Origin of the sequence: Methylobacterium trifolii (assembly GCF_022179685.1) — a bacterium.
Taxonomy (GTDB): Bacteria; Pseudomonadota; Alphaproteobacteria; order Rhizobiales; family Beijerinckiaceae; genus Methylobacterium; species Methylobacterium trifolii.
The window spans coordinates 1-24,070 of the sequence record NZ_BPRB01000151.1 but is presented as its reverse complement, the minus strand read 5'-3'; the positions used below and the strand labels follow the sequence as shown (position 1 = coordinate 24,070).

The 24,070-nt window shown below is 72.1% G+C and carries 23 protein-coding genes; 16 read left to right on the top strand and 7 right to left on the bottom strand.

The features are described from left to right. Positions 1-411 (top strand): RNA polymerase-binding protein DksA (gene dksA / locus COGEMETH_RS14100; RefSeq protein ID WP_373875368.1); only part of this gene is annotated, 411 nt, incomplete at its 5' end. Between the two features lie 142 nt (positions 412-553). Beyond that, positions 554-733, top strand: coding sequence for a hypothetical protein (locus COGEMETH_RS14095; RefSeq protein ID WP_238183267.1), 180 nt, complete (start codon positions 554-556; stop codon positions 731-733). A gap of 62 nt (positions 734-795) precedes the next feature. Here the strand turns inward: COGEMETH_RS14095 and flgH are convergent, their stop codons facing one another. From flgH to flgF, 4 genes are read right to left on the bottom strand one after another with little or no spacing between them, the layout of a single operon-like run. Further along, positions 796-1,542 (bottom strand): flagellar basal body L-ring protein FlgH, encoded by a 747-nt coding sequence (flgH, locus tag COGEMETH_RS14090; RefSeq protein ID WP_238183266.1) that lies wholly within the window; start codon positions 1,540-1,542, stop codon positions 796-798. Positions 1,543-1,574: 32 nt separating this feature from the next. Continuing rightward, positions 1,575-2,660: a flagellar basal body P-ring formation chaperone FlgA gene (flgA, locus tag COGEMETH_RS14085; RefSeq protein WP_238183265.1), complete on the bottom strand. Its 1,086-nt coding sequence runs from the start codon at positions 2,658-2,660 to the stop codon at positions 1,575-1,577. A 14-nt stretch (positions 2,661-2,674) separates the two neighbouring features. Beyond that, complete coding sequence (flgG, locus tag COGEMETH_RS14080; protein ID WP_238183264.1) at positions 2,675-3,466, bottom strand: flagellar basal-body rod protein FlgG; 792 nt, start codon at positions 3,464-3,466, stop codon at positions 2,675-2,677. A gap of 22 nt (positions 3,467-3,488) precedes the next feature. Beyond that, positions 3,489-4,229 carry a flagellar basal-body rod protein FlgF gene (gene flgF / locus COGEMETH_RS14075; RefSeq protein ID WP_238183263.1) on the bottom strand — a complete coding sequence of 247 codons (741 nt, stop codon included), beginning with the start codon at positions 4,227-4,229 and terminating at the stop codon, positions 3,489-3,491. Positions 4,230-4,503: 274 nt separating this feature from the next. Here flgF and fliL point away from each other — a divergent pair, with 274 nt between their 5' ends. From fliL to COGEMETH_RS14050, 5 genes are all read left to right on the top strand, one after another. Continuing rightward, positions 4,504-5,022, top strand: coding sequence for a flagellar basal body-associated protein FliL (gene fliL / locus COGEMETH_RS14070; protein ID WP_238183262.1), 519 nt, complete (start codon positions 4,504-4,506; stop codon positions 5,020-5,022). A gap of 13 nt (positions 5,023-5,035) precedes the next feature. Beyond that, on the top strand, positions 5,036-6,250 hold the full coding sequence (fliM, locus tag COGEMETH_RS14065; protein WP_238183261.1) for a flagellar motor switch protein FliM: 1,215 nt from the start codon (positions 5,036-5,038) through the stop codon (positions 6,248-6,250). Positions 6,251-6,413: 163 nt separating this feature from the next. Then, positions 6,414-6,911 carry a DUF6468 domain-containing protein gene (locus COGEMETH_RS14060; protein WP_238183260.1) on the top strand — a complete coding sequence of 166 codons (498 nt, stop codon included), beginning with the start codon at positions 6,414-6,416 and terminating at the stop codon, positions 6,909-6,911. After that, positions 6,908-7,771 (top strand): MotE family protein, encoded by an 864-nt coding sequence (locus COGEMETH_RS14055; protein WP_238183259.1) that lies wholly within the window; start codon positions 6,908-6,910, stop codon positions 7,769-7,771. Before COGEMETH_RS14060 ends, COGEMETH_RS14055 begins: the two co-directional genes overlap by 4 nt. A 54-nt stretch (positions 7,772-7,825) precedes the next feature. Continuing rightward, positions 7,826-8,044: a hypothetical protein gene (locus COGEMETH_RS14050; protein WP_238183258.1), complete on the top strand. Its 219-nt coding sequence runs from the start codon at positions 7,826-7,828 to the stop codon at positions 8,042-8,044. A gap of 22 nt (positions 8,045-8,066) precedes the next feature. Here COGEMETH_RS14050 and COGEMETH_RS14045 read toward each other — a convergent pair whose 3' ends face one another. Beyond that, entirely contained in the window at positions 8,067-8,618 is a 552-nt protein-coding gene (locus COGEMETH_RS14045) for a GNAT family N-acetyltransferase (RefSeq protein ID WP_238183257.1), read from the bottom strand. Between the two features lie 154 nt (positions 8,619-8,772). Then, the gene (locus tag COGEMETH_RS14040) at positions 8,773-9,939 is read right to left on the bottom strand and encodes a type III PLP-dependent enzyme (protein ID WP_238183256.1); all 1,167 of its coding nucleotides are present in this window, start codon (positions 9,937-9,939) and stop codon (positions 8,773-8,775) included. A gap of 679 nt (positions 9,940-10,618) precedes the next feature. Here COGEMETH_RS14040 and COGEMETH_RS14035 point away from each other — a divergent pair. From COGEMETH_RS14035 to COGEMETH_RS13995, 9 genes are all read left to right on the top strand, one after another. After that, positions 10,619-11,197, top strand: a complete 579-nt coding sequence (locus tag COGEMETH_RS14035) for a GNAT family N-acetyltransferase (protein WP_238183255.1) — start codon at positions 10,619-10,621, stop codon at positions 11,195-11,197. 221 nt (positions 11,198-11,418) lie between these two features. After that, complete coding sequence (locus COGEMETH_RS14030; RefSeq protein ID WP_238183254.1) at positions 11,419-12,588, top strand: glycosyltransferase; 1,170 nt, start codon at positions 11,419-11,421, stop codon at positions 12,586-12,588. A gap of 252 nt (positions 12,589-12,840) precedes the next feature. Next, positions 12,841-15,009 (top strand): GumC family protein, encoded by a 2,169-nt coding sequence (locus tag COGEMETH_RS14025; protein ID WP_238183253.1) that lies wholly within the window; start codon positions 12,841-12,843, stop codon positions 15,007-15,009. Further along, positions 15,009-16,181: a glycosyltransferase gene (locus COGEMETH_RS14020; RefSeq protein ID WP_238183252.1), complete on the top strand. Its 1,173-nt coding sequence runs from the start codon at positions 15,009-15,011 to the stop codon at positions 16,179-16,181. The genes COGEMETH_RS14025 and COGEMETH_RS14020 overlap by 1 nt, the downstream gene beginning before the upstream one ends. Further along, positions 16,178-17,587 (top strand): O-antigen ligase family protein, encoded by a 1,410-nt coding sequence (locus COGEMETH_RS14015; RefSeq protein WP_238183251.1) that lies wholly within the window; start codon positions 16,178-16,180, stop codon positions 17,585-17,587. Before COGEMETH_RS14020 ends, COGEMETH_RS14015 begins: the two co-directional genes overlap by 4 nt. Continuing rightward, positions 17,584-19,263, top strand: a complete 1,680-nt coding sequence (locus COGEMETH_RS14010) for a lipid II flippase MurJ (protein ID WP_238183250.1) — start codon at positions 17,584-17,586, stop codon at positions 19,261-19,263. The genes COGEMETH_RS14015 and COGEMETH_RS14010 overlap by 4 nt, the downstream gene beginning before the upstream one ends. Before the next feature lie 19 nt (positions 19,264-19,282). Then, positions 19,283-20,284, top strand: a complete 1,002-nt coding sequence (locus COGEMETH_RS14005) for a polysaccharide deacetylase family protein (protein WP_238183269.1) — start codon at positions 19,283-19,285, stop codon at positions 20,282-20,284. Further along, positions 20,277-21,467, top strand: coding sequence for a glycosyltransferase (locus COGEMETH_RS14000; protein WP_238183249.1), 1,191 nt, complete (start codon positions 20,277-20,279; stop codon positions 21,465-21,467). Before COGEMETH_RS14005 ends, COGEMETH_RS14000 begins: the two co-directional genes overlap by 8 nt. Before the next feature lie 13 nt (positions 21,468-21,480). Then, positions 21,481-22,677, top strand: coding sequence for a glycosyltransferase family 4 protein (locus tag COGEMETH_RS13995; protein ID WP_238183248.1), 1,197 nt, complete (start codon positions 21,481-21,483; stop codon positions 22,675-22,677). On the opposite strand, the gene COGEMETH_RS13990 is transcribed toward COGEMETH_RS13995, so the two are convergent. Beyond that, on the bottom strand, positions 22,662-24,070 hold a 1,409-nt coding region (locus COGEMETH_RS13990), incomplete at its 5' end, for a flavin-containing monooxygenase (protein ID WP_238183247.1). The genes COGEMETH_RS13995 and COGEMETH_RS13990 overlap by 16 nt on opposite strands.

Below are 24,070 nucleotides of genomic sequence, written 5' to 3'. Positions count from 1 at the left end.
GTGACGCTGGAGGACGGCTACGCTCCGTCCGACGACGAGCCCTTCATGAACGATCGGCAGCGTGAGTACTTCCGGCGCAAGCTCCTGAGCTGGAAGAGCGACATCCTGCGCGAGGCGCAGGACACCCTGGTGGCGCTCCAGAGCGAGAACGAGAATCATCCCGACCTCGCCGACCGCGCCTCTTCGGAGACCGACCGGGCGATCGAGCTGCGCGCCCGCGACCGCCAGCGCAAGCTCACCGGCAAGATCGACGCGGCCCTCGCCCGGATCGAGGACCGCTCCTACGGCTATTGCGAGGAGACCGGCGAGCCGATCTCCCTGAAGCGCCTCGACGCCCGCCCGATCGCCACCCTGTCCCTCGAAGCCCAGGAACGCCACGAGCGCCGCGAGCGGGTCTATCGCGACGATTGATCGTCGGTGGACGCCGGCCGATCGGACCGGGACGAAAGACTGTCGCCGTGACCGAGACCGGACGCTGCCGATTGCAAGCGCGGGCGTAGGAACTTCGATCACGGGCACCGCTTGATCCGACAAAACAGTCGGAGACGCTGCCGTGCAAAGCGATTATCTTGTCCTCGTCTTGGCCATCGTGACGATCAGCATCGCCATCGGCGTGGCGATGTGGATGCGGGCCCGCGTCGCCCAGAAGAAACACGATCCGGAACGATCGGCCTTCACCAAGGCGCACGGCGAGGCCCCGCGGCCGAACCGGCCGGGCACCGACCACACCTGATCGCGATGTGCCACCCCCTGCCTCGAACGATCGAGGCAGGCACCCCGCCCAGACCCGAAAAATCAGAACGGCAGCACGATGTCGATGAGCTGCTGGCCGTAGCGGGGCTGCTGCACGTCGGTGATCTGGCCCCGGCCGCCATAGGCGATGCGGGCCTGGGCGATCTTGGCCGAATCGATGGTGTTGTCGGACTCGATGTCCTCCGGCCGCACCACGCCGGCCACGATCAGCTCGCGCACCTCGAAGTTGATCCGGATCTCCTGCTTGCCTTCGACCACCATGTTCCCGTTGGGCAGGATCTGCGTGACGATGGCCGCGACGTTGGTCGTGACCGTCTCGGCCCGCTGGACCGAGCCGACCCCGTCGCTCGACGAGTTCGAGTTGGCGGAAAACAGCTTGTCCGGCGAGAGCCCGAAGCCGAGGATCGCGGCGTTCTTCTCCAGGCCCACGGCGTTGGGCACACCCACGCCCTCGGTGTTCGAGCGCGAGCGCTTGGTCTCGTTGTTGAGGTTGGCCTTGTCGGTGACGTTCACCTTCACGGTGACGAGGTCGCCCACGCGGGCGGCGCGCTGGTCCTTGAAGAACGCCCGCGACCCGGTGCGCCAGAGGGAGTTCGGGGCGTAGGAGACCGGCTGGACGTCCGGCATCGGCAGGCGCACCGGCTTGTAGCCGGCCTGGGCGGTCGGGTCCTCGATCGCCGAGAGGTTGGGCGTCGCGCCGATCTGCGAGAGCCGGTCGGCGGTGTTGCAGGCGGCCAGCCCCGAGCAGGCGAGGAGGGCGGCGGCGAGGGTCGGCAGGCGAGCGCGCATCGGGCTGATCTTCGTGTCCGGTGGGGTCGGTTTCAGCGCAGGGCGGTGGAGGTCGCGGCGCTGGCCTGGCGCTGCGGGGCGGCGGGGCCGACGGAGACCCGGCCCTGCCCGATGACGGTGGCCGGCAACACCTTCTTCGAGGCGACGTTGACGACGTTGACGGTGGCGCCCATCCGGCCGGCATCGTTGCTGATGCCGCGCATCGACAGGCTGATGCCGGGGGTCTCGTAGACGATGGTCACGGTCTCGCCCCGGCCGACCAGTTCCGGCGGGGCGGTGTCGCCGGTGCGCAGGACCGCGCCGGCCATCAGCGAGCGCTGGGCGACCTCGCCGGCCGCGCCCGCGGCCGAGTTCTGGGCGTCCTGCGGCGTGCCCTCGCGGGGGCGGCGTTCCAGGGTGAGGTCGGCCTCCGTCACCGGCTCGCCCCGGTTGATCGGACGGGCCAGCACCGCGACCTCGCGCATCTCGATCACGACGCCTGCGACCCGCAGGCTCGCCTGCCGCTCGCCGAGGCTGAGGAGGGCCCCGACCCGGCGGGAGCGCGGATCGTAGGTGAGGTCGAGGGCGACAGCCTGGCCGTTCAGGTCCACGGGGGCCAGCAGCACGGGGGCGTCGCCGTCGAGGCGGACGGAGACGGATTTCGGGTCGAGGGCGTAGGCCGATTCGAGCGCGCGCTTGAGGGCGGCCTCGATCTCCGGTGGGCCGACCCGGCGGGCGGCGCGCTGCACGGCGACCTGCATCCGCCCGCCCGTCTCCACCGCCCCGAGGTCCAGGGCCGCCACCGCCTCGGCGATGCGCCGGGCCTGGATCGTGCCGGTGGCGCCCAGCGCGGGCGAGCGGAACATCGGGCGCTTGACTGCTGCCTCCGGCGCGCCCTCCACGAGGTCGCCGAGCGTCAGCACGTCGCCGCGGGCAGTGACGTCGCCGCGCAGGCGCATCGGCCCGTCGGCGAGCGCCGGCAGGGTCAGCGCGCCCAGGGTCAGCGCGCCGATGGCCGCGAGCGCCAGGAAGGCGAGGGCGGCGCGCAGCAGGATCGCGGGCGCGATCGGCGCGACGCGGGCGGGGCCGGGGCGCGCGACGGGCCGGAGGCCGGTCAGGAGGTCGTGAGATACGGGCATGGGGATCAGCGGCGCTAGCTGCGGAACATCTGGGAGGTGGTGGAGAGCATCTGGTCGGCGGCCGTCACGACCTTCGAGTTCATCTCGTAGGCGCGCTGGGCGGCGATCAGCGACGAGATCTCGGTCACCGCGTTGACGTTGGCCTCCTCCAGGTAGGATTGCTGGAGGTTGCCGAAGCCCTCGCCGCCGGGCAGGCCGTTGACGGCGGGGCCGGAGGCCGCGGTCTCGATGAACAGGTTGTCGCCGATCGATTCGAGGCCGGTCTTGTTGACGAAGCGGGCGAGCTGGAACTGGCCGAGCGCCTGGGGCGCCGTCTGGCCCGGCAGCGTCGCCTGCACGGCGCCGGTGGCGCTGATCGTCACGGCGGTCGCGGTGTTCGGCACCGTCACGCCGGGATCGACCAGGTAGCCGTCGCGGGTGACGAGCTGGCCTTGCGCGGAGAGGTCGAAGGAGCCGTCGCGGCTGTAGGCGGTGCGCCCGTCCGGCATGGTCACGCGGAAGAAGCCCTCGCCGCGGATGGCGACGTCGTAGTCCTTCTCCGTCGAGGTCAGGGTGCCCTGGGACATGATGCGGGCGGTCGAGGTGGTCTTGACGCCCGAGCCGATGGCCAGCCCCGCCGGGAGCTGGGTGTTCTGGTCCGAGGTCGAGGCGCCGGCCCGGCGCAGGTTCTGGTAGAGCAGGTCCTGGAAATGCGGCTGCTGGCGCTTGTAGCCGGTGGTGCGCAGGTTCGCGATGTTGTTCGAGATGACCTGGACGTTGAGTTCCTGGGCCGCCATGCCCGTAGCGGCAGCGTAGAGGGCGCGCATCGGTCGGTTCCTTACCTAGGCCCTAGGCCACTTCGGCGAGGCGGCGGATCGCCGTGCCCCGCAGGTCGTCGAGGCGCGTGATCACGCTGGAGACCATCGCGTAGGTGCGGTTCACGTCCATCAGCCGGGTCATCTCCACCACCGGACGGACGTTGGAGCGCTCCAGCGCCCCGGATTCGAGGCGGCCGGCGAGGCCGGCGGGCTGGGGCTGGTCTGGGGAGGCGTAGAGGTTCCCCCCCTCGCTCGTCAGGCGCTGGGGCTTGGCGAAGGTGACGAGCCGGATACGGCCGCGCACGCCGAGATTGGTGGAGACGGTGCCGTCCGGGCCGATCGCGGCGCCCGTCTCCTGCGGGTTGATGGTGATCGGGCCGCCCTCGCCCTGCACGGCGTGGCCGTCGCTGGTGACGAGCTGGCCCTGGACGTTCACCTCCAGGGCGCCGTTGCGGGTGTAGCGCACCCCGGCCGGCGTCTGCACGGTGAGGAAGGCCTCGCCCCGCACCGCCACGTGCAGCGGGTTGCCGGTCTGCTCGATCGGCCCCTGGCCGAGGTCGAGGGTGGTGCCCTGGTCGATGACGTAGGAGACACGCCGGTCCGGGCTCTCGAAGCTGTCTGCGCTCGCCACCGGCATCAGGTATTCCTGGAAGCGGCTGTTGCGGGCCTTGAAGCCGGTGGTGGAGACGTTGGCCATGTTGTTGGCGATCACGTCCAGCTCGCGCTGGATCGCCATCTGGCTCGACACGCCGACGAAGAGGGCATTCTGCATCGTGGACACCGGATCTCGCCGCGACGGCGGCTGGGATCAGGTGAGCATCCCCCGTGCCACGCCGGAGTTTTTGGCTTTATGGTTGTTTCTCAGTGGCTTGAGAGAAGCGTGCCGCCGTTCGGAGGCCCGGCGGAAACTGTGCGCGGCAATCCCGACTCGGCAGCTTTTGCCCCCTTAACGACGCGTTAACCGTAACCGTCCGATACCGGAGGCCGAGGCTCGACGAAGCGGCGCTGGGCGCCGTGCGAGTCCCCCAGGATCGCCGGACCCCGCCATGGCCAAGAAGCCCAAGAAGGCGCCCGAAGCCGAGGGCGAAGGCGGCGAGGCGGCGGCCCCCAAGAGCAAGAAGAAGCTCATCGTCATCGTCATGGGCGCCGTGGTGCTGCTCGCGGCCGGCGGCGGGGGCGCCTTCGTGATGAAGAAGCGCGCCGCCGCCCACGCGGAGACCGAGGCCTCCGCCCAGCCGGTCGAGGAGAAGAAGGCGGTCGTCTTCCTCGACGTGCGCGAGATGATGCTCAACCTCACCCCCGATGCCGGCCAGGACAGGGCCAAGTTCGCCAAGCTGCGCATCGCCCTGGAGCTGAAGGACGCCAAGGTCGAGGGCGAGGTGAAGCCCCTGATGCCCCGCGTCGAGGATGCGCTGCAGGTCTACATGCGGGAACTGCGCCCCAGCGACCTCTCCAGCTCCCTCGGCCTCTACCGCCTGCGCGAGGAACTGCTGCGGCGGGTCAACGTCGCGATCTATCCCGCCAAGGTCGAGGCGGTGCTCTTCAAGGACGTGATCGTCCAGTAACCGAGGCGGGACGATGGAACCGGACGATCCGATCGAGGAGGACGACTGGTCGGCGGCCCTGCTGGAGCAGGGGGCCGAGGGCGGCGACGCGTCGCTGGCCGAGGAATGGGGCGCGGCGCTCGCCGAGCAGGGCACCACCCGCAACGCCAGCGACGTCGCCGCCGAATGGGCGACGATGATCGAGGACGGGGAGAGCGACAACCTCCCCGAGCTGGCCGGCAACGACCGCATCCTCAACCAGGACGAGATCGACGGCGTCCTCGGCTTCTCCATGCGCGAACTGTCGGCCTCCGGGGCCGGCGGCGTGCGCGCCATCGTCGATTCGGGCGTCGTCCAGTACGAACGCCTGCCGATGCTGGAGATCGTCTTCGACCGGATGATCCGGTTGCTGTCGACGAGCTTGCGCAACTTCTTCCAGGACAACGTCGAAGTGACGCTGGACAACATCACCTCGGTCCGGTTCGGCGACTACCTCAACGCGATCCCGCTGCCGACCCTGCTGGGCGTGTTCAAGGCCGACGCCTGGGAGAATTCGGGTCTCGTCACCGTCGAGTCGAACCTCGCCTACTCGACCCTGGACCTGCTGCTGGGGGGCAAGCGCGGCGGCTCGTCGAGCCGGCTGGACGGGCGGCCCTTCACCGGCATCGAGATGCAGCTCGTGCGCCGCCTGGTGGAGATCATCCTGGGCGACCTCGAACTCTCGTTCCAGCCGCTCTCGCCGGTGCGCTTCGGCATCGACCGGATCGAGACCAACCCGCGCTTCGCCACCATCACCCGGCCGGGCAACGCCGCGATCCTGATCAGCCTGCGCCTCGACATGGACGGGCGCGGCGGCCTGCTCCAGATCCTGTTCCCCTACGCCACCATCGAGCCGATCCGTGAACTGCTCATGCAGAGCTTCATGGGCGAGAAGCTCGGCCGCGACCAGATCTGGGAAGGGCACCTGGCCACCGAGATCTGGCAGGCGGACGTGGCCATGGAGGCGGTGCTCCACGAGATGATGCTGCCGTTGAAGCGCGTCATGGCGCTCAAGGTCGGCGACACCCTGATGTTCGACGCCAAGCCCTCCGACCTCATCACCGTGCGCTGCGGCGACTGGGCCCTGACCCAGGGGCGGATCGGCCGGGTCGACGACAACATCGCCGTGCAGGTGACGCGGCCCCTGCGCCGCTCCCGCACGACGCTGCAGGCCTACGAGGCCTCGATGAACAACCGGAACGACCTCTGAGCATGTCCCGCAAAAGTGCCCCGCGGTTTTGCGACCGGACCCTGCGACAGACCGGGGATCTGAGCGGGCGAAGCGTCGGCCTGCCGACGCGGGCCTGCTCAGTGATCCGCGGGACGCTCCCCACTCCTCTCCCGGCGCTCCGGCGGCCGACGGAATCCGCCCGATGAGCCTCCTGGTCACGCTGCTCGCCGACGCCCTGGTCGCGGTCCTGCTGGTCGCCACCATCGTCACATCGGTCCGGCTGTCGCGGCGGATCGCCCAGCTTAAGGGCGACGAGGCGGCCCTGCGTCAGACGATCGGCGACCTGATGGTGGCCAGCAACACCGCCGAGCGGGCGATCTCCGGCTTGCGCGCGGCGCTCGACGAGTGCGACCGCACCCTGACCGAGCGCCTGGAGATCGCAGGCCAGCACGCTGCCGAAATCGCCGCGCAGGTCGAGGCCGGAAAGGGCGTGATCGCCCGCATCGGCGCCATCGTCGGCGAGATGCAGGCGGCGGGCTCCAATCCCCGGCCGGTCGCTGTCGCGCGGGCCGAGGCGCCCGCGCCCCGTACGCCTGCGCCCGTCGAGAGCCCGAACGGCGAGCGCCTGGGTGCCGCCGCCGCCGCCGCGCTCGCCATGACCGAGCGCGCCCTCAACCGGGTCCGGAGCCGGGCCGCATGACCGAGCGGGCGGCCACCGAGGGCCTGATCGCCGGAGGCGTGGTGGCGAAGGGCACGCTCGCGAAGGTGGCGGGCACGGCCCTGCGCCGTTCGGGTCTTCGGGCGCCGCGCCCGTTGCGTCTGCGCCTGATCGATGCCGTGACGCTGGCGGCTGCCGGGCTGCTGGTGCTGAAGCTCGTCGCCCTGTCCGTCGGGGCCCCCCAGGCGGGAGGAGACCTGCCGGAATTCGCCCGCGTCCTCGCCAAGGCCCGCACCGGCTACGAGCTGGCCGACCCGGCCACCACCGGCTCCGTCACCCCGAAGGAGGCGGAGAAGGCCGCCGAGAAGCCGCCCGAGCCGCCGCCGCGCGCCCAGCCGCCGATGCCCGAGCCGGTCTCGCCGGCCGAGCGCGCCCTGCTGGAGAAGCTCGGTGCCCGCCGGGACGCCCTCAAGCAGAAGACCGACGAGCTGAACCTGCGCGAGAAGATGCTGAACGAGGCCGAGCGCAAGCTCGAATCCGGCCTCGGGGACCTGAAGCAGGCCGAGGACAAGGTCGACGTCGCCGGCAAGGGCCGCGAGGAGTCCGAGAAGGCCGGGATGAAGAACATCGTCACCATGTACGAGACGATGAAGCCCAAGGACGCCGCCCGCGTCTTCGATCGCCTCGGCCACGACGTGCTGGTGCCGATCGTGCTCGCCATGAACCCGCGCAAGATGGCCGAGGTGCTGGCGGTGATGCAGCCCGAGGCCGCCGAGAAGCTGACCGTCGCGCTCGCCAACCGCGCCCGCGGCATCAACGGCCCGCAGGCCCAGGCCGCGGCCGGCGCGGGCCTGCCGGCCAACGAGTTGCAGGCGATCGAGCCGGGGCCGGCTCCGCGCTGACCGGTCCGAACCAGGGGCCGCGGCACCGCGTTGACCGGTTCTGGAGGCGACACGATGCCCGACGATCGCAGCAAGCAGGAGAGCGGCACCGCGGCCGTCTTCCCCAAGGAGACGGCCACCGGACAGGTGACGCCGCAGGACGGGCCGGCCGACCGCCCCGGAGCCGAGGCGGCGGAGGCGGCCGCGGCCGACGGGCACGATCCGCACCTGCCGGGGAAGGGCCCGGGCCGCGCGGGCGAAGAGGCCGCCGCCTATCGCGAGAACGACGCCTGACGATCTCGGGATCGGTCAGGAGCTACGCAGCGCGTCGTCGCTCGCCCCCTGCCCCGGCAGCCGCGGCGTTTTCCGGAGCGAAGGCGCCGGTGGCCCGGACCAGGCCCTCGGCGCCGACCAGGGTGCCGTCGCGCAGTTCGAGCCCGAGGAAGCGCGCGCGCTCGAACGGGCCGGGCAGGCTCAGGCCGGCGGCCGTCGCTTGCGAGAAGCCGAAGCGGGCGTAGTAGGGCGCATCGCCCACGAGCAGAACGGCGCCGTGCCCTAAGGATTCCGCCCGGCCGAGGGCCGCCTGCATCATCACCCGGCCGAGGCCCTGGCCCTGGAGGGCCGGGTCGACGGCCAGCGGCCCGAGCAGCAGGGCGGGACGCGCGGTGCCGGCCTCCACGTGCCAGAGGCGCAGGGTGCCGACGAGGCGCCCAGCGCGGGTCGCCGAGAAGGCGAGGCCGCGGGCGGGCAGGCGCCCCTCGCGCAGGCGCTCGGAGGTCTTGGCGCCCCGGGTCGCGCCGAAGCAGGCATCGAGCAGGCGCTCGCGCGCGCCGACGTCGAAGGCATGTTCCGCGCGGATCTCGATCATGGCCGCAAAATCCCCGAGGCGCCCGGATCGGGCGCGGAGACGGCCCCGCCCGATCCGCCCCATCGGGGCGGTTCATAGCGGGGGCTGGATGAAGGTTCGTTGAAGGATCGGACCGGCCGGGCATGAAGGTCGCCCGGCCAAGATCGCAAAAAAATCAGATCACGATCTGCTGGAGCGGCGGGAAGCCGTTGAAGGCCACCGCGGCGTAGGTGGTGGTGTAGGCGCCCGCGCCCTCGATCAGCACCTTGTCGCCGATCGAGAGGGAGACCGGCAGCGGATAGTGCTGCTTCTCGTAGAGCACGTCCACGGAATCGCAGGTCGGCCCGGCGATGACGCAGGGGCTCATGCGGTCCTCGTCGTGCTCGGTGCGGATCGGGTAGCGGATCGACTCGTCCATGGTCTCGGCGAGCCCCCCGAACTTGCCGATGTCGAGGTAGACCCAGCGCACCTCGTCCTCGGCCGCCGACTTCTTCGAGACCAGCACCACCTCGGCCTCGATCACGCCGGCATTGCCGACCATGCCGCGGCCCGGCTCGATGATGGTCTCGGGGATCTGGTTGCCGAAGTGCTTGGTCAGCGCCCGGAAGATCGCGTCGCCGTAGGATTCGACCCCCGGCACCGCGCGAAGGTACTTGGTCGGGAAGCCGCCGCCGAGGTTGACCATCGAGAGCCCGATGCCGCGCAAGGCGCACTCGCGGAAGATCGCGGAGGCCGAGGCCAGCGCCCCGTCCCAGGCCTCCGTGTTGCCCTGCTGCGAACCGACGTGGAACGAGACCCCGTAGGCGTGCAGGCCCTGGCGGTGGGCGTGCTCCAGCACGTCGGCCGCCATCTCCGGCACGCAGCCGAACTTGCGCGAGAGCGGCCAGTCGGCGCCCGCGCCGTCGCAGAGGATGCGGCAGAACACCTGCACGTCCCCGGCATCCACGCCCGACGCCGCGGCGGCGCGAACGATCTTCTCGACCTCGGCCTCGCAGTCGACGGCGAACAGGCGGATGCCGAGCCGAAGCGCGCGGCCGATGCAGCGCTCCTTCTTGATGGTGTTGCCGAAGGAGATGCGCCCGGCGGTGGCGCCGGCCGACAGGGCCATCTCGATCTCGGCGACCGAGGCGGTGTCGAAGCAGGAGCCCATGTCGGCAAGAAGCCGCAGCACCTCGGGGGCCGGGTTGGCCTTGACCGCGTAGAACACGCGCGTGTCCGGCAGGGCGCGGCTGAACGCGGTGTAGTTGTCGCGCACCACCTCGAGGTCGAGGACCATCACCGGGCCCTCGTCCCGGCCGAGGTCGCGCCGGACGCGCAGGAAGTCGCGGATGCGATCGGTCATGTCGTTTCCAACCCACAGGTTCGCGGCGCCCCTCAAGGGGGCGCGCCGTCGAAGATGTGACGGTCCTGGTGGACCGCCGGCGTCTGGGGGCCATGCGTCGCGCGAACCCGCGCGCTTTGGAGACGCGACGGTCCGAGCGGGCGCGCGAGCACCCGGAAGCTGCCGTGGATTGGACGGGAGAATCCCATCCGCACGCCGGGCAAGGAGAAACAAGCCTCTTCGGTGCCGGCCTTTGGAGGGCCGACGAGACCAAAAAAGCCCGTTCGTCGTTGCTTTAAGCTGCGTCCCCCGTGGAGAGCGGGGTTCGCCGGTTTCGCCTCCGGCTGCCGGTTGTTGTCGGGGTCCGGTGTCGCCACCTGGATGCCGGCCGGAGGGAATCCACCCTGTCGACCATCGATCCTTTAAGACCCCTGGCGGCTGTCCGGCAGTTGGCCGGATGCCCACCAACCGACACGCGGCCACAGGCACGTGCGAAATTGGGCAGGGGCGATATACGGATCGCGAGACCCCGCCACAAGGGAAATCGCGTGGATCGGCCGGCCCGGTCCCCGGTGTTTTCCGCCGATGTTGCGCAAATGCTGCGCCGGGCTTCCCAAGTGGCCGGGGAGCGGGCATTCCACCGCCGGACCGGAGGCCGCCCGCCGCCTCGGGGCAGGGCGCCGGGACCAGCGACCGCACGATGACCGAGACGAGACAGAGGCCGCGGAACGCCGCGCGCGCAGCCGAGCCCGCGGTCCTGACCCTGCGCGAGGCGCGGGCTGCCGATCTCGACGCCCTGCTGGCCCTGGAGCACGCGGCCTTCGCCTCGGACCGGGCCGAGCGCCGGGCTATCCGCCACGCCATCGCCTCCCCCAGCATGACGGTCCTGGTGGCCCTGGTCGAGGACGAGCCGGATGCGCGCGGGGACGTGCTGGTGGGGGCCGCGGTGATCGAGCGGCGCAAGGGCAGCCGCACCGCGCGGCTGTCCTCGATCGCGGTGGCGCCGGGCCGCGGGGGCCTGGGGCTCGGCGGGCACCTGCTCGATGCGGTGGAGGCGGAGGCCGCCCGGCATGGCTGCACCCGCCTGCGCCTGGAGGTCCGCGCCGACAACGGCGCCGGCATCCGCCTCTACGAGCGCCGCGGCTACACCCGCTTCATGGTGCGGGAGGACTACTACGAGGACGGGATGGAGGCCTGGCGCTACGAGAAGTCCCTGGCTGACGCCGCATCCGGCGCGGAGGCCCCCGCCGCCCGGCAACGGCCTCGCGGGAGAGGCTAAATCCCGGAGGCGACAGGGTAAGCATGGACCGACCTGCTATGTCGGCAACGAACAATTCATACTAAGGTTAAGCTGACAGCGTTTCATCTCCGATCTATGGAAACCATCGGAAATTAAAGTAAATTTACCGCTTTAAGTAGTTTTTACCGAATGCAAGGACTGATCTTCGGATTGACTCTACGCTGTGCGGTGTATGATTGGGCCTCGGTTGGAGGTCTGCCGTGCGTGTCGCGATTGTTCATGATTGGTTGTACGTCGTCGGTGGAGCGGAGCGCGTGCTGCGCGAGATGCTCGCCTGCTATCCGCAGGCCGACGTGTTCGCCCTGTTCGACGCCTTGAGCCCGGAGGATCGCGCCCGCATCGGGCTCGGCCGGACGCGGACGAGCTTCCTCCAGCGCATGCCCTTCATCGCCAAGCGGCACCGCTTCTACCTGCCGCTGATGCCGATCGCGATCGAGCAGCTCGATCTCTCCGAGTACGACCTCGTGATCTCGTCGAGCTACGCGGTGGCCAAGGGCGTGATCACCGGGCCCGACCAGGTCCACGTCGCCTACGTGCATTCGCCGATGCGCTACGCCTGGGACCTCCAGCACGCCTACCTGCGGGAGAGCGGGTACGGCCGCGGCCTGCTCGGGCCCTTCGTCCGCCTGATGCTGCACGGCCTGCGCATCTGGGACGCGCGCACCGCCAACGGGCCGGACGCGATGATCGCCAACTCCGCCTTCGTGGCGCGCCGCATCCGCAAGGTCTACGGGCGCGACGCCCGCGTCATCCACCCGCCCGTGACGCTGGCCCGGCGCGACGACGACCTGCCGCGGGACGACCACTTCCTGGTGGCGAGCCGGCTCGTCGCCTACAAGAACATCGATGCGGTGGTCGAGGCGTTCCGCGCCCTGCCCCATCTCAAGCTCGTGGTGGCCGGCGACGGCCCGGAGGCCGGGCGACTGCGCGCCCTCGGCGTCCCCAACGTCAGCTTCGCCGGCTACGTCAGCGACGAGGCCCTGCGCCACCTGATGACGACGGCCCGCGCCTTCGTCTTCGCGGCGGAGGAGGATTTCGGCATCATCCCCCTGGAGGCCCAGGCCGAGGGCACCCCCGTCCTGGCGCTCGGCCGCGGGGGCGCCCGCGAGACCGTGGTCACGTCCGGGCCGGGGCGCACGGGATTGTTCTTCGCCAACCCGAAGCCCGACGAGATCGCGGCCTGCATCCGCAGCTTCATCGCCCAGGAGGGGACGTTCTCCCGCGAGGCCTGCCGGCGCCAGGCCGAGCGCTTCTCGGCCGAGCGCTTCCGCAGGGAGTTTACCACGTTCGTGGAAGGCCGCGTGGCCGCCCACGGCCAGCCCGCCCCGGACAACGAACCCTACATCTATCCGGTCCAGAAACGCGCTTGACCGGTCTCGGCCTCCGGCACCTCGGGGGCGATAGGGGCGGACGAAGCCACGCCCGTGACGCGGCGGGCCAGCCCCGCTCGCCGGACGAGGAAACGACGGACCGGGCGCGAATGAGGCGGCGACAGGATCGGTATCCGGCCTCCTGCCGCCGCGTCGATCGCCCGTTGCGTGAGGGCATGGACTGATACGGGCAGTCCGCCGGCCGGTCCACGGCCCGACGGACTGTCGAACATTGATGAGGCGTGGCACATCATGGCCGTCTTGGCATCGAGGTCGGGGGTTCTGGTCAGGATCTGGCGCCGCAAGGTGCTGTTTTCGTCCGTGTTCGCCGCGGTGTTCGGCACGGCGGTGCTGGCGCTCGCGATCCTGCCCACCCGCTACGTCGCGGCGGGTGCCGTGATCGTGGCCGAGCAGGAGCCCGGCACCGACCGGACCTCGGCCGCCTGGGCGCAGAAGATCGGCGATCCGGCCGACCTCGAGAGCCAGCTCCTCCTCGTGCGCTCGACCCGGACCCTGCGGCTGGCCATGGCCTATCCCGGCGTCCTCGAGGCGGCGCGCAAGGAGTGCCAGGCCAGCGCCGGCGGCCTGATGAACACCATCCTGCGCAAGGGCGGGGAGGCCTGCGACAAGCTCCAGCCCGACAGCACCGCCCTGCTGGAGCACATCGAGCCCCGCTACACCGTGGGCACGGTGGGCCGCTCGCGCGTCATCAACATCTCCTACCAGTCGCCCCTGCCCGACGTGGCCCAGACCATGGCCAACGCCCTCGTCACCGTCTTCCTCGACGACCAGCGCGAGAACATGGCCAAGAGCCGCGAGGTCGCCGCGACCTGGCTCTGGCGCGAGGTCAAGCAACTCGACACGTCGCTGCGGGAGGAGGACGCCAAGATCCAGAGCTTCCGCCGGGCCAAGGGCCTGATGCGCGGCTCCACCGCGCCGATCACCTCGGAGCGTCTCACCAGCATCAGCCAGCAGCTCAGCTCCGCCGAGGCCGCCCAGGCCGAGGCCGGCGCGCGCCTCCAGGAGATCCTGTCCGACAAGGCCCGCGGCTCGATCAACGCCCCCGCGGTGATGGCCAGCCGCGCGATCGGCGACCTCAAGCAGCAGATGACGACGATCACGGCCCAGCTCGCCAACGCCTCCACCGTGCTCGGCCCCAACCACCCGAGCATCCAGGCCCTGCAGCGCGAGCGCGAGAGCCTCCAGCTGCGCCTGTCGCGCGAGGTCGACAGCATCGTGGCGAGCTCGCGCAAGATCTACGACGGCGCCAGCGCGCTGGTGGTCTCCCTCAAGCGCCAGATGGAGACGCAGAAGGCCGACGTCGGCTCGGCGACCGACGCCGAGGCCCAGGTCGCCAACATGCTGCGCAACGTCGAGATCAAGCGCGCCCAGTACGTCGATCTCTACAAGCGGGCGAGCGAACTCGAGACGGAGCGGCGCGTCCTGATCGGCAGCACCCGCCTCGTCAGCCTCGCCGAGCTTCCCGCCAAGCCGTTCTTCCCCAAGCCCCTGCCGTTCCTGGCCGCAGGCCTGACGCTCGCGAGCCTGCTGGCCACCGCCGCCGCCCTCCTGCGCGACCGGGCCGACGGCAGCGTGCGGGCCGGGTCGAACCTCGCGCGCCAGACCGGCATCCCGATCCTGGCGCAGCTTCCGCAGGTCCGCCAGGGCAGTTCCAACCCCGTCTCGGCCCTGTTCCGGGGGCACGGCACGGACCTGCCCCTGCGGCTCGCCCTGCGCCAGGGGGCGAGCGACCCCGGCCTGCAGGACGGCCTGCGCACCCTGTTCGCCCGGCTGTCCCTGGCCGGCGGCCGCGAGGGCGGGCAGAAGATCCTCGTCACCTCCACCGGTCCCCGCGAGGGCAAGACCTTCACCACGCTGGCGCTCGCCTCCCTGGTCGCGGCCAGCGGCCGCCGGGTGCTCGCCATCGAGTGCGACATGCGCTGCCCGTCCTTCCACGAGGTGCTCGACCTCGGCCCGCAATTTGCGGACGGCGGGGGATTGGGCGCCGTGCTGCGCGGCAGCATCCTGCCGCGGGAGGCCGTGGTGCCGACGGGCACGCCCAACCTCGACGCGATCCCCGCCGGGCCGGCCATCGCGGATTCGACGGAACTGCTGATGGGCGACCACATGGCCGACCTGCTTCGCTGGGCGGGCAAGTACGACCTCGTCCTGATCGACAGCCCGCCGGCGGGGCTGCTGATGGACGCCTGCGTCCTGGCCAAGCTGGCCGACGGCGTCCTCTGCTGCGCCCGCTGGGGCCGCTCGCAGGTGGCCGCCACCGAGGCGACGCTGGCCGCGCTCCAGGAATCCGGCGGCCAGATCCTCGGCATGGCGGTGACGATGGTGGAGCCCGACACCTATCCCCTCTACGAGAGCCGCGCCGTGCCGGCCGCCACCTATATCGGCGTCGGGGCGGCCTGATGCCCGCGCCGCGCGTGATGTTCGTCAACCACACCAGCACCATGTCGGGGGCCGAACTGGTGCTGGCCGACGCCGTCGAGCCCTGGCCCGGCGCCACCGCCTTCCTGTTCGAGGGCGGCCCCCTCAACGCGGCCATGGCGAGCCGCGGCCTGTCGGTGACGACGGCGCGCGGCGGCGGCGGCCTCTCCGGCCTGCGCCGCGACAGTTCCCCGTTGGGCGCGCTGCCGGTGGCCGGCCGCCTCGTCGCCCTGGTGGCGCAGATCGCCCGCGCGGCGCGCGTTCATGACGTGGTCTACGCCAACTCGCAGAAGGCCTTCGTCCTCTCGGCGCTGGCGACGACCCTGGCCCGCCGGCCCCTGGTCTGGCACCTGCACGACATCCTCGATTCCGCCCATTTCGGGGCCGCGCAGCGGGCCTTGCAGGTCCGGCTCGCCAACGCCTGCGCCCGCCTCGTGATCGTGCCCTCGCGCGCGGCCGCCGACGCCTTCGTCGCGGCCGGCGGCCGGGCGGGCCTCGTGGAGGTGGTGCCCAACGGCCTGTCGATCGACCTCGATCTGCGCCCCCGCGCCGCCATCCGCCGCGACCTCGGCCTGCCGGACGTGCCCATGGTCGGCGTGTTCAGCCGGCTCGCGGCCTGGAAGGGCCAGCACGTCGTGCTTCGGGCGTTGGCCGACCTGCCCGGCATCCACGCGGTCGTGGCGGGCGACGCCCTGTTCGGGGAGGGGGCCTATGCCGACGGCCTCCGGGCGCTCGCCGCCGAGCTGGGCGTGAGCGGACGCGTCCACTTCCTCGGGCAGCGCAGCGACGTGCCGCGCCTGATGCAGGCCATGGACGTGGTGATCCACCCCTCCGTCCACCCGGAGCCGTTCGGCCGCACCCTGGTCGAGGCCATGCTCGCGGGCGTGCCGGTGGTCGCCACCGACACGGGGGCCGCGGCCGAGATCCTGGACGGGGGCCGGTTCGGCACCCTGGTACCGCCGGACCGGCCCGACGCGCTGGCCGACGCCGTCGCCGACATCCTCGCCCACCGCCGCGACCTCGAACCCCGGCTCGCGGGTGCCGCGGAGCGGGCCAGGACCCATTACGGGGTCGCAGCCATGCGCACGCGTCTCGCCGAACGGATCGGCCGCGCCGCCGCGGGCGCGGCCCCGGCCGTGGTTCCGGCCCCATGAGCCGCAGCCTGGGCCAGAGCCTGCTGCCCGCCGCCCTCGACGGCTGGGCGATCCCCGGCTGGCTGCCGACCGCGGCGCTGCTCCTGGGCTTTGCCGTCGCAGGCCCGGCCCTGGGGTCGGCCGCGCGCCCCCTGTTCATCCTCGGCTGTGCCGGGGCCGCGTGGTACGCCTGGCGCAAGAGTCCCGCCGAGCACCTGCGCTGCGTCCTGCTGCTCTTCGCCTTCGCCCCGTTCCTGCGCCGGCTGGTCGACCTCGCGGCGGGCTTCGACACCACCGGCCTGATGCTGGTCGGTCCGCTGCTCGCGATCCTGGTGCCGGCCACCGACCTGCGCCACTACCTCGACGGGGAGGAGGCGCCGCCCGCCGCGACCCCGATCCTGCTGGTGGGGGCCTGTGTCGGCTACGGCACCGCGCTCTCCGTGTTCCAGGGCGACTGGATGAACGCGGCCTCCGGCTCGCTCAAGTGGTTCGCGCCGCTGATCTACGCCGCCGTGCTGGTGCGCCGGCCGGAGGAGTCCGCCGGCCTGCTCCGCGGGGCGACGTCGGCCTTCCTCTTCATCCTGCCCGTGACCGGCCTCTACGGCATCTACCAGTACGTCGACCCGCCGGCCTGGGACCGCTACTGGATGAACTACGCTTCCATCCTCTCGGCGGGCCAGCCGGTGCCCTACGGCGTGCGGACCTACAGCACCATGAACGGGCCGGCGAGCTTCGCCACCTTCACGGCCGCGGGCCTCGTCCTGGTGTTCTTCCTGCGCGCGAGCTGGCAGTCGCTGCTGGTCTCGGCCCCCGCGGCCCTCGCGCTGATGCTCTCGATGTACCGCACCGGCTGGCTCTCGCTCAGCGTGGGCGTGCTGTTCTGCTGCCTGTTCTCCGTCACCCGCGGGCGGGCCGTGACCACCATCGGCGCCATCCTGGTGGCGCTGGTCCTGGCCGGCACCCTGACGCCCTTCGGCGAGGTGATCGGGGACCGCTTCGCCACCTTCGGCGACGGCGCCAAGGACGACAGCGCTCAGGAGCGTCTGGAGCAGTTCGTGACCCTGTGGAACCGGCCCGACAGCGGCCTGTTCGGCTCCGGCTTCACCATCACCGACGTGGGCAGTGCCGGGGCGATGGCGATCGACGGCACGGTCATCGCCTGCTGGCTGACCTTCGGCATCGTGGTCGGCCTGCTCTGCCTGTTCGGCCTCGTCTGGGCGGCGGCCAACGCGATCCTGGCGGCGTTCCGGCACGGGAGCCGCGAGGCCATCGTCGTCGGCGCCCTGGCCTGCGGCGGCCTGGTGCAGATGCCGCTGGCCGGCATCTCCTCGGGCGAGCTCGGCGTCCTGTTCTGGACCTTCGCCGTCCTGCTGCCGCCCGAGCGCGGGACCGGCGCCGTCCCGTTCGCCGGCAGGCCGTCCCGATGAGCCGGCCCATGGTCCTGCGCCGCCACCGCCTGCCGGACGGCCGCGTGCGCCACGCCCTGCGTCGCACCCGAGCCGGTTTCCGGCCCGTGTCCCTGCCGACGGCCGAGGACGAGGCGTCGCTCGCCGTCGCCGAGGCGCAGGCGGTCCGTGCCGAGGCTCCGGATCGGCCGTCGAGCCGGCGCCTCGCGGCGCTCCTCGTCGCGGGCGCCCTGGTCAGCAAGCTCCTGGGCTTCGTGCGCGAGATCCTGATGGCGCAGGTGCTTGGTGCCTCGCTGGTGGCGGACGGCTTCCGCGGGGCGATGACGGCGATCCTGCTGCCCCTGTCGCTCCTCCAGAACGAGAGCGTGCCCGCGATCCTGATCCCGATGCACCGGGACTGGCAGAAATCCGGCGATGCCCCCCGGCGGCTGGCCGCCCTGACCGCGGCCCTCACCCTGATCGCCCTCGCCCTGATGGGCATGGTGCAGGCGCTGGGCCTGTACTGGGTCGAGGCCATCGTCGGCGGCTTCGATTCCGCGGGCCAGGCGCTCACCCTCGAATTCGTGCGGATCATGGCGCTCGGCATGCCGGCCTCGGTGATGGTCAACTGCCTGGCCGCCGCCGAGATCGCCATGGGGCGCTCGCGGCTGACCACCCTGCGGGCGAGCAACCTGAACGTTGCGGTGCTGGCCGGCCTCGGCGTGCTGGCCTGGACCGGCCGCTTCGACGGGCTGGCCTGGGCCTTCACCGTGGCCTTCAACACGCTGGGCGCCTGGGGGCTCTGGCGCCTCTGGCGCGAGGGCCAGTTCGACCCGGCCGGCCTGCGGCCCCGCGCGATCCTCGCGGCCGGTGCCGAGTTCCTGCGCCGCCTGCGCCCGCTCCTGGCCCTGCCGGTGGCCGAGCAGGGCAACGTCTGGATCGAGCGGGTGATGGCCTCGCGCCTCGTCACCGGCACGGTGGCCTCGATGGACTACGCGCGCACGATCACCGACAGCGCCATCCTCCTCATCAGCCAGCCCCTGGGGCTGGCCGTGATGTCGCGCGAGCCGAGCAAGGACGTTCCGGGCGAGGTCGCGCGCATCGCCCGGCCGATCCTGGCCGCGGCCCTGCCCGTCTCGGTTTTCCTGATGCTGTTCGCGCCGGAGGTGGCCCGCATCGTCTTCTCCCGCGGCGCCTTCAACGAGCACGCCGTGCTGCTGTCGAGCCAGGCCCTGCGCGGGATCGCGGCCGGCCTCTGGGCCGCGACGCTGGGCTGGATTCTGTTGCGGATGCTCAACAGCTCCGGGCGCAACGCCGCCGCCGCGCTGATCCTGTCGCTCTCTTTCGGCGCCAACGCGGGCTTCAACCTGCTGACCTGGCACCTGCAGGAGACCTCGGGCGCCGGGCCGCTGCTGTTCGGCTTCGGCGAGGCCCTGCGCGGCCTCGTGCTCCTGGCCGGCACGGTGCTGATGCTCGGATGCGCCGGCCGGATGCTGCGGCTGACGGCCATCGCCGCCATCCCCGCCGGACTGATGGCGCTGGCCGGCTGGCAGATCCACGTCGGACTCGCCGGGACGCTGGAGCGCCTGGCCGCGGGTTCCGCGGCCTGCGCGGCCTGCGTCGCGCTGGGCGCCGCCCTGCTTCTGCCCGAGACCTGCCGGACGCTCCTGGCGCGCGGCCGGGCCCGGCTCCTATCCATCCTGTCCCAGGCGAGGTGAGGTCATGACGAGTGCCGTGATGGCGCGGTCCGGGATCGGACCGGAGCGGATCGTGCGATCGGTCGGCGTGCTGGCCGACGCGGTGCTCGGCTCCCGCGGCTGCCTGTTCACCTTCCACCGCGCCGTGCCGAGCGAGCGCTGGGAGGGCCTGCCGAACCGGGGCTTCCACCTCGATCTCGGCTTCCTCGACCGGCTGCTCGCGTATCTGCGCCGGACCGGCTGGTCCGTGGTCACGATGGAGGAGGCGGTGGCCCGCGCGGGCCGGGGCAGGGCGGGGGACCGCTACGTCAATTTCTCGATCGACGATTGCTACCGCGACACCTTCGAGGACGTGGTGCCCCTGTTCCGGCGCCACGGCGTGCCGGTGACGCTGTTCGTCACCACCGGCATCCCGGACGGCACGCTGCCGCTGTGGGGGGCGGGGCTGGAGGACGTGCTGGCGGAACGCGAGAGCGTGCTGCTGGAGGACGGCCCGGTGGCGTCCCGCACGCCGGAGGAGAAGCGGGTGGCCTATGCCCGGATCAGCGCCGAATGGGACGGCCCCCAGGCCGGGGCGCGCTATGCCGCCTTCTGCGCCCTCAACGGCGTCGATGCGGCGGCCATGCACGAGAAGCACGCGATCTCCTGGGCGATGCTGGAGGCCTTGCGGGACGATCCCCTGGTGGAGATCGGCGGCCACACCGTCGCCCACCCCCGCATCTCGGCCCTGTCGCCGGAGGAGGCGCGCGCCGAACTCGCCGGCTGCCGGGAGCGGCTGGTCGAGCGCCTCGGCCTGCCCGTGCGCCACTTCGCCTTTCCCTACGGGCGCGCCGCCGATTGCGGCCGGCGCGACTACGAGATCGCGCGGGCGGCGGGGTTTGCCAGCGCCGCGACCACCCGCAAGGGTCTCGTCCGGCGCGGACAGGACCCGTTCGGCCTGCCGCGCGTGACCCTCAACGGGGGACAGCGCCATCTCAGCCTGATCGAGGCCCACCTTACCGGCCTCACGGGGGCGGCAGCGCGGGTGCTCGGCCGTGTCTGATCCCCTGCGCGTCCTCTCCATCGCCCATGCCGCGGTCAGCCGCGAGGCCGGGCGGCTGCGCTACTATCCCCTGGCGGAGCGCGGCGACCTCGAGCTCGACCTCGTGGTGCCGGCCCGCTGGCACCAGTTCGGCCGCGTGATCGCTGCCGACCCGGCCGACGACCCCGTGCGCGTCCACGTCGAGCCGATCCGCTTAGCCCGGGCCGGGCCGATGGGCTGGTACCTGCACTTCTATCCGGGCCTGCGCCGGCTGCTGCGCCGGACGCGGGCCGACGTGGTCCACCTCTGGGAGGAGCCCTGGAGCGTCGTCGCCCTCCAGGCCTGCCTGCTGAAGGGGCGCGCCGCCCTGGTGCTGGAGGTCGACCAGAACATCCTCAAGACGCTGCCGCCGCCCTTCGAGGCGATGCGCCGCTTCGTCCTCGCGCGCACCGACCACATCCTCTCCCGCAGCCCCGATGCCACCGCCGTGGTGCGCGCGGGCGGCTATGCCGGGCCCGTCACCATGATCGGCTACGGCGTGGACGAGACGCGCTTCCGGCTGGCGCAGACGCCGCCTCCCGCCCATGCCGGCCTGCGGATCGGCTATGTCGGGCGCATCATCGAAGAGAAGGGGCTGGACGAGGCCCTCGACGCCATGGCCCGCGCCACGGCGCCCGTCAGCCTCGCGATCATGGGGGAGGGGCCCTACGAGGCGCAGCTCCGGCGCCGGGCCGCCGAACTCGGCCTCGCCGACCGGGTGACGATCCGGGGCTGGGGCATCCCGGCGGAAGTCGCCCCCTTCATCCACGGGCTCGACGCCCTGGTCCTGCTCACCCGCACCACGCAGGCCGTGCGCGAGCAGTTCGGCCGGGTCATCACCGAGGCCCAGGCCTGCGGCGTGCCGGTGATCGGCTCGGAATGCGGCGCGATCCCGAGCGTGGTCGGCCCCGGCGGCTGGATCGTGCCGGAGCGCGACCCCGAGGCCCTGGCCCGCCTTCTCGACGCGATCGCCGCAGCCCCCGAGGACCGCGCGGCCAGGGCGGCCGCCGGGCGGCGCAACGTCGCCCAGCGCTTCACCTACGATGCGGTGGCCCAGAGCCTCGTCCGGGCCTGGACCGAGGCCGCCGCCGCCCGGCGCGGGGACCCGGCGGCGAACACGAAGGCCGCGTTCCGCCATCCCGACCTGCCGCGGACACAGCGATGAGGCGCCGCCGTCCATGACCCCCGAGATCGTCCAGGTCGTCCAGGAGTTCAGCACCGCCGGCGGTGCCGAGACCGTGGCCTACGAGCTGGCCCGCGCCTTCGCCAAGGTGGGGGTGCCCAACTGCGTCCTGGCCGGCGTGGCGCGGGGCCGGGTCGAGTCCGCCACCACGGTGCAGATCGTGGCCGGCTGGCTCGGGCGCATCCCGCTGCGCGGACGCCTGCGCTACCTCGCCCGCACCGGCGTGATGCCGCTCTTCACCGTCGCCGCCACCGTGGCCCTGCGGCGCCACCGGGACGCGGTCGTCGTCAGCCACGGCGACAGCCTGAAGGGCGACATCCTGGTCGTGCACGCGGTCAACGCGGCGAGCCTCGCGGAGAAGCGCCGCGGGGGCGACTGGCGCTGGCGGCTCAACCCGATGCACGCCTGGGTGGGCCTGCGCGACCACCTGATGATCGGCGGTCTGCGCTACCGCACCTACGTCGCGGTCTCGGACCGGGTCTCCACCGAGCTGCAGCAGCATTATCGCGTGCCCGAGGACCGCATCCGCGTCATCCCCAACGGCATCGACCTCGCCCGCTTCCGGCGCGAGCCGGAGGCCGGCCGCGCGATCCGGCGTGAGTTCGGCATCCCGCCGGAGGCGCGGCTGCTGGTCTTCGCGGGCCACGAATTCGCCCGCAAGGGGCTTTCCCACGTCATCGGCGCCCTGGAGCGCATGCCCGCCGACACCTGGCTGCTCGTCGTCGGCTCCGACAACCCGGCGCCCTACCGCAGGCTCGCGCAGAGCGCCGCCGACCGGCTGGTCTTCGCCGGCCACCGCACCGACATGCCCGCGATCTACGCGGCCGCCGACGCCTTCGTCCTGCCCACGGCCTACGAGACCTTCTCCCTCGTCTGCATGGAGGCGATGGCCTGCGGCCTGCCGGTCTTCGCCACGCGCGTGGGCGGCATCGAGGACTACCTCGTGGACGGGCAGAGCGGCTTCGGCATCCTGCCGGAATCCGCCGACATCGCCGACAAGCTCGCCCACGCCTTCGCCGACCCCGCCCTGATGGAGCGGCTCGGCGCGGGCGCCCGCGAGACCGCGAGCCGGTTCGGCTGGGACCGGGTGGCGCAGATCTATCTCGGCCTCATCGCCGAGGTGCGGGCCGCCAAGCGCGCGGGCGCCCCGGCTGGGCCGGCCGTCGCGTCCCGCCCTCAGCCCATCCTGTAGTCGGAGAGCCGGGCGCGGCGCGCGCTGCGGCGGTAGGCGATCACGGAATCCGGCCACAGGGTGGTGTTGCGGCCCTGCGCGTCGAGATACCAGCTCCGGCAGCCGCCGGCCGTCCAGATGCTGTCCCGCATCCGCTCGGCGATGCGGTCGAGGAAGCGCGCCTGCGCCTGCGGCGTCACCTCGATCGTCTTCGCGCCCCTCTGGAGGGCGTTCAGGCAGTCGAGGACGTGCTGCACCTGGATCTCGATCATCGCGATGATCGAGTTGTGGCCGAGGCCGGTATTGGGCCCGAGCAGGAAGAAGAAGTTCGGGAAGCCGGAGACCGTGATGCCCTGGTAGGCACCCATGCCGCCGGCCCAGGCTTCGGACAGGCTGACGCCCCCGCGGCCGACGAGGGGGGCGCGGGCGAAGCCGCCGGTGGCGTCGAAGCCGGTGGCGTAGACGAGCACGTCCAGGGGATGCTCGGTCCCGTCCGCCATGGCGACGCCCGTGGGCGTGATCCGCGCGATGGCCCCGGTTTCCAGGTGGACGTTCTCGCGTTGGAGCGCCGGGTAGTAGTCGTCGGAGATCAGCACCCGCTTGCAGCCGAGCCGGTAGTCCGGCGTGAGCCGGTCCCGCAGGGCCTTGTCCGGCACCGCCTTGGCGAGGTGGCGGCGGGCGAGGCCCTCGGCCTGCCCCGTCAGCTTCGAGACCTTGGTGAAGCCGAACAGCGCCCGCACCTCGTGCAGCCAGAACAGCCTTGCCCGCTCCAGGCGCCGGGCGAGCGGCAGGCTGCGGTAGCGGGCCCTGGCGCGGTCGTCGATGGCGTGGTCGTGCTTGGGCATGATCCAGGGCGGCGTGCGCTGGAACAGGGTGAGCCGCCCGGCCGTGGGGGCGATCTCCGGCACGATCTGGATGGCGCTCGCCCCCGTGCCGATCACGCCGACCCGTTTGCCCGCCGGGTCGCAGGCATGGTCCCAGGTCGCGGTGTGGAAGCTCGTGCCGGCAAAGCTCTCGCGGCCGTGGATCGACGGGTAGGCCGGGTGATGCAGCCCGCCCATGCCGGAGACGATGGCGCGCGCCCGCACCGGCCCGCGGCTGGTCTCCACGCGCCAGAAGGCCTCGCCCTCGTCCCAGGTCGCCCCGTCGAAACGGGTACCGAGGCGGATCAGGGGCATCAGGCCCTGGCCCTCGGCCGTCTCGCGGAGATACGCGGCGATCTCGGGCTGCTGCGCGTACATCCGCGTCCAGTCGTGCTTGGGCACGAAGGAGAGGGAGTAGAGGTGGGAGGGGATGTCGCAGGCGGCCCCCGGATAGGTGTTCTCGTGCCAGGTGCCGCCGATGCCGTCGCCTTTCTCGATCAGGAGCAGGGGCCCGCTGCCGCAAGGCGGGCATCGGGCCCCTGCTCCTGATC

Excerpts from the sequence above, each read along its gene's own strand:
- COGEMETH_RS14045 (WP_238183257.1), bottom strand. The coding sequence starts at position 8,618 with ATGATCGAGATCCGCGCGGAACATGCCTTCGACGTCGGCGCGCGCGAG.
- COGEMETH_RS14015 (WP_238183251.1), top strand. The coding sequence starts at position 16,178 with ATGAGCCGCAGCCTGGGCCAGAGCCTGCTGCCCGCCGCCCTCGACGGC.
- COGEMETH_RS14050 (WP_238183258.1), top strand. The coding sequence starts at position 7,826 with ATGCCCGACGATCGCAGCAAGCAGGAGAGCGGCACCGCGGCCGTCTTC.
- COGEMETH_RS14020 (WP_238183252.1), top strand. The coding sequence starts at position 15,009 with ATGCCCGCGCCGCGCGTGATGTTCGTCAACCACACCAGCACCATGTCG.
- flgA (WP_238183265.1), bottom strand. The coding sequence starts at position 2,660 with ATGCCCGTATCTCACGACCTCCTGACCGGCCTCCGGCCCGTCGCGCGC.
- fliL (WP_238183262.1), top strand. The coding sequence starts at position 4,504 with ATGGCCAAGAAGCCCAAGAAGGCGCCCGAAGCCGAGGGCGAAGGCGGC.
- flgF (WP_238183263.1), bottom strand. The coding sequence starts at position 4,229 with ATGCAGAATGCCCTCTTCGTCGGCGTGTCGAGCCAGATGGCGATCCAG.
- COGEMETH_RS13995 (WP_238183248.1), top strand. The coding sequence starts at position 21,481 with ATGACCCCCGAGATCGTCCAGGTCGTCCAGGAGTTCAGCACCGCCGGC.
- COGEMETH_RS14010 (WP_238183250.1), top strand. The coding sequence starts at position 17,584 with ATGAGCCGGCCCATGGTCCTGCGCCGCCACCGCCTGCCGGACGGCCGC.
- fliM (WP_238183261.1), top strand. The coding sequence starts at position 5,036 with ATGGAACCGGACGATCCGATCGAGGAGGACGACTGGTCGGCGGCCCTG.
- COGEMETH_RS14040 (WP_238183256.1), bottom strand. The coding sequence starts at position 9,939 with ATGACCGATCGCATCCGCGACTTCCTGCGCGTCCGGCGCGACCTCGGC.
- COGEMETH_RS14055 (WP_238183259.1), top strand. The coding sequence starts at position 6,908 with ATGACCGAGCGGGCGGCCACCGAGGGCCTGATCGCCGGAGGCGTGGTG.
- flgG (WP_238183264.1), bottom strand. The coding sequence starts at position 3,466 with ATGCGCGCCCTCTACGCTGCCGCTACGGGCATGGCGGCCCAGGAACTC.
- COGEMETH_RS14005 (WP_238183269.1), top strand. The coding sequence starts at position 19,283 with ATGGCGCGGTCCGGGATCGGACCGGAGCGGATCGTGCGATCGGTCGGC.
- COGEMETH_RS14025 (WP_238183253.1), top strand. The coding sequence starts at position 12,841 with ATGGCCGTCTTGGCATCGAGGTCGGGGGTTCTGGTCAGGATCTGGCGC.
- flgH (WP_238183266.1), bottom strand. The coding sequence starts at position 1,542 with ATGCGCGCTCGCCTGCCGACCCTCGCCGCCGCCCTCCTCGCCTGCTCG.
- COGEMETH_RS14035 (WP_238183255.1), top strand. The coding sequence starts at position 10,619 with ATGACCGAGACGAGACAGAGGCCGCGGAACGCCGCGCGCGCAGCCGAG.
- COGEMETH_RS14060 (WP_238183260.1), top strand. The coding sequence starts at position 6,414 with ATGAGCCTCCTGGTCACGCTGCTCGCCGACGCCCTGGTCGCGGTCCTG.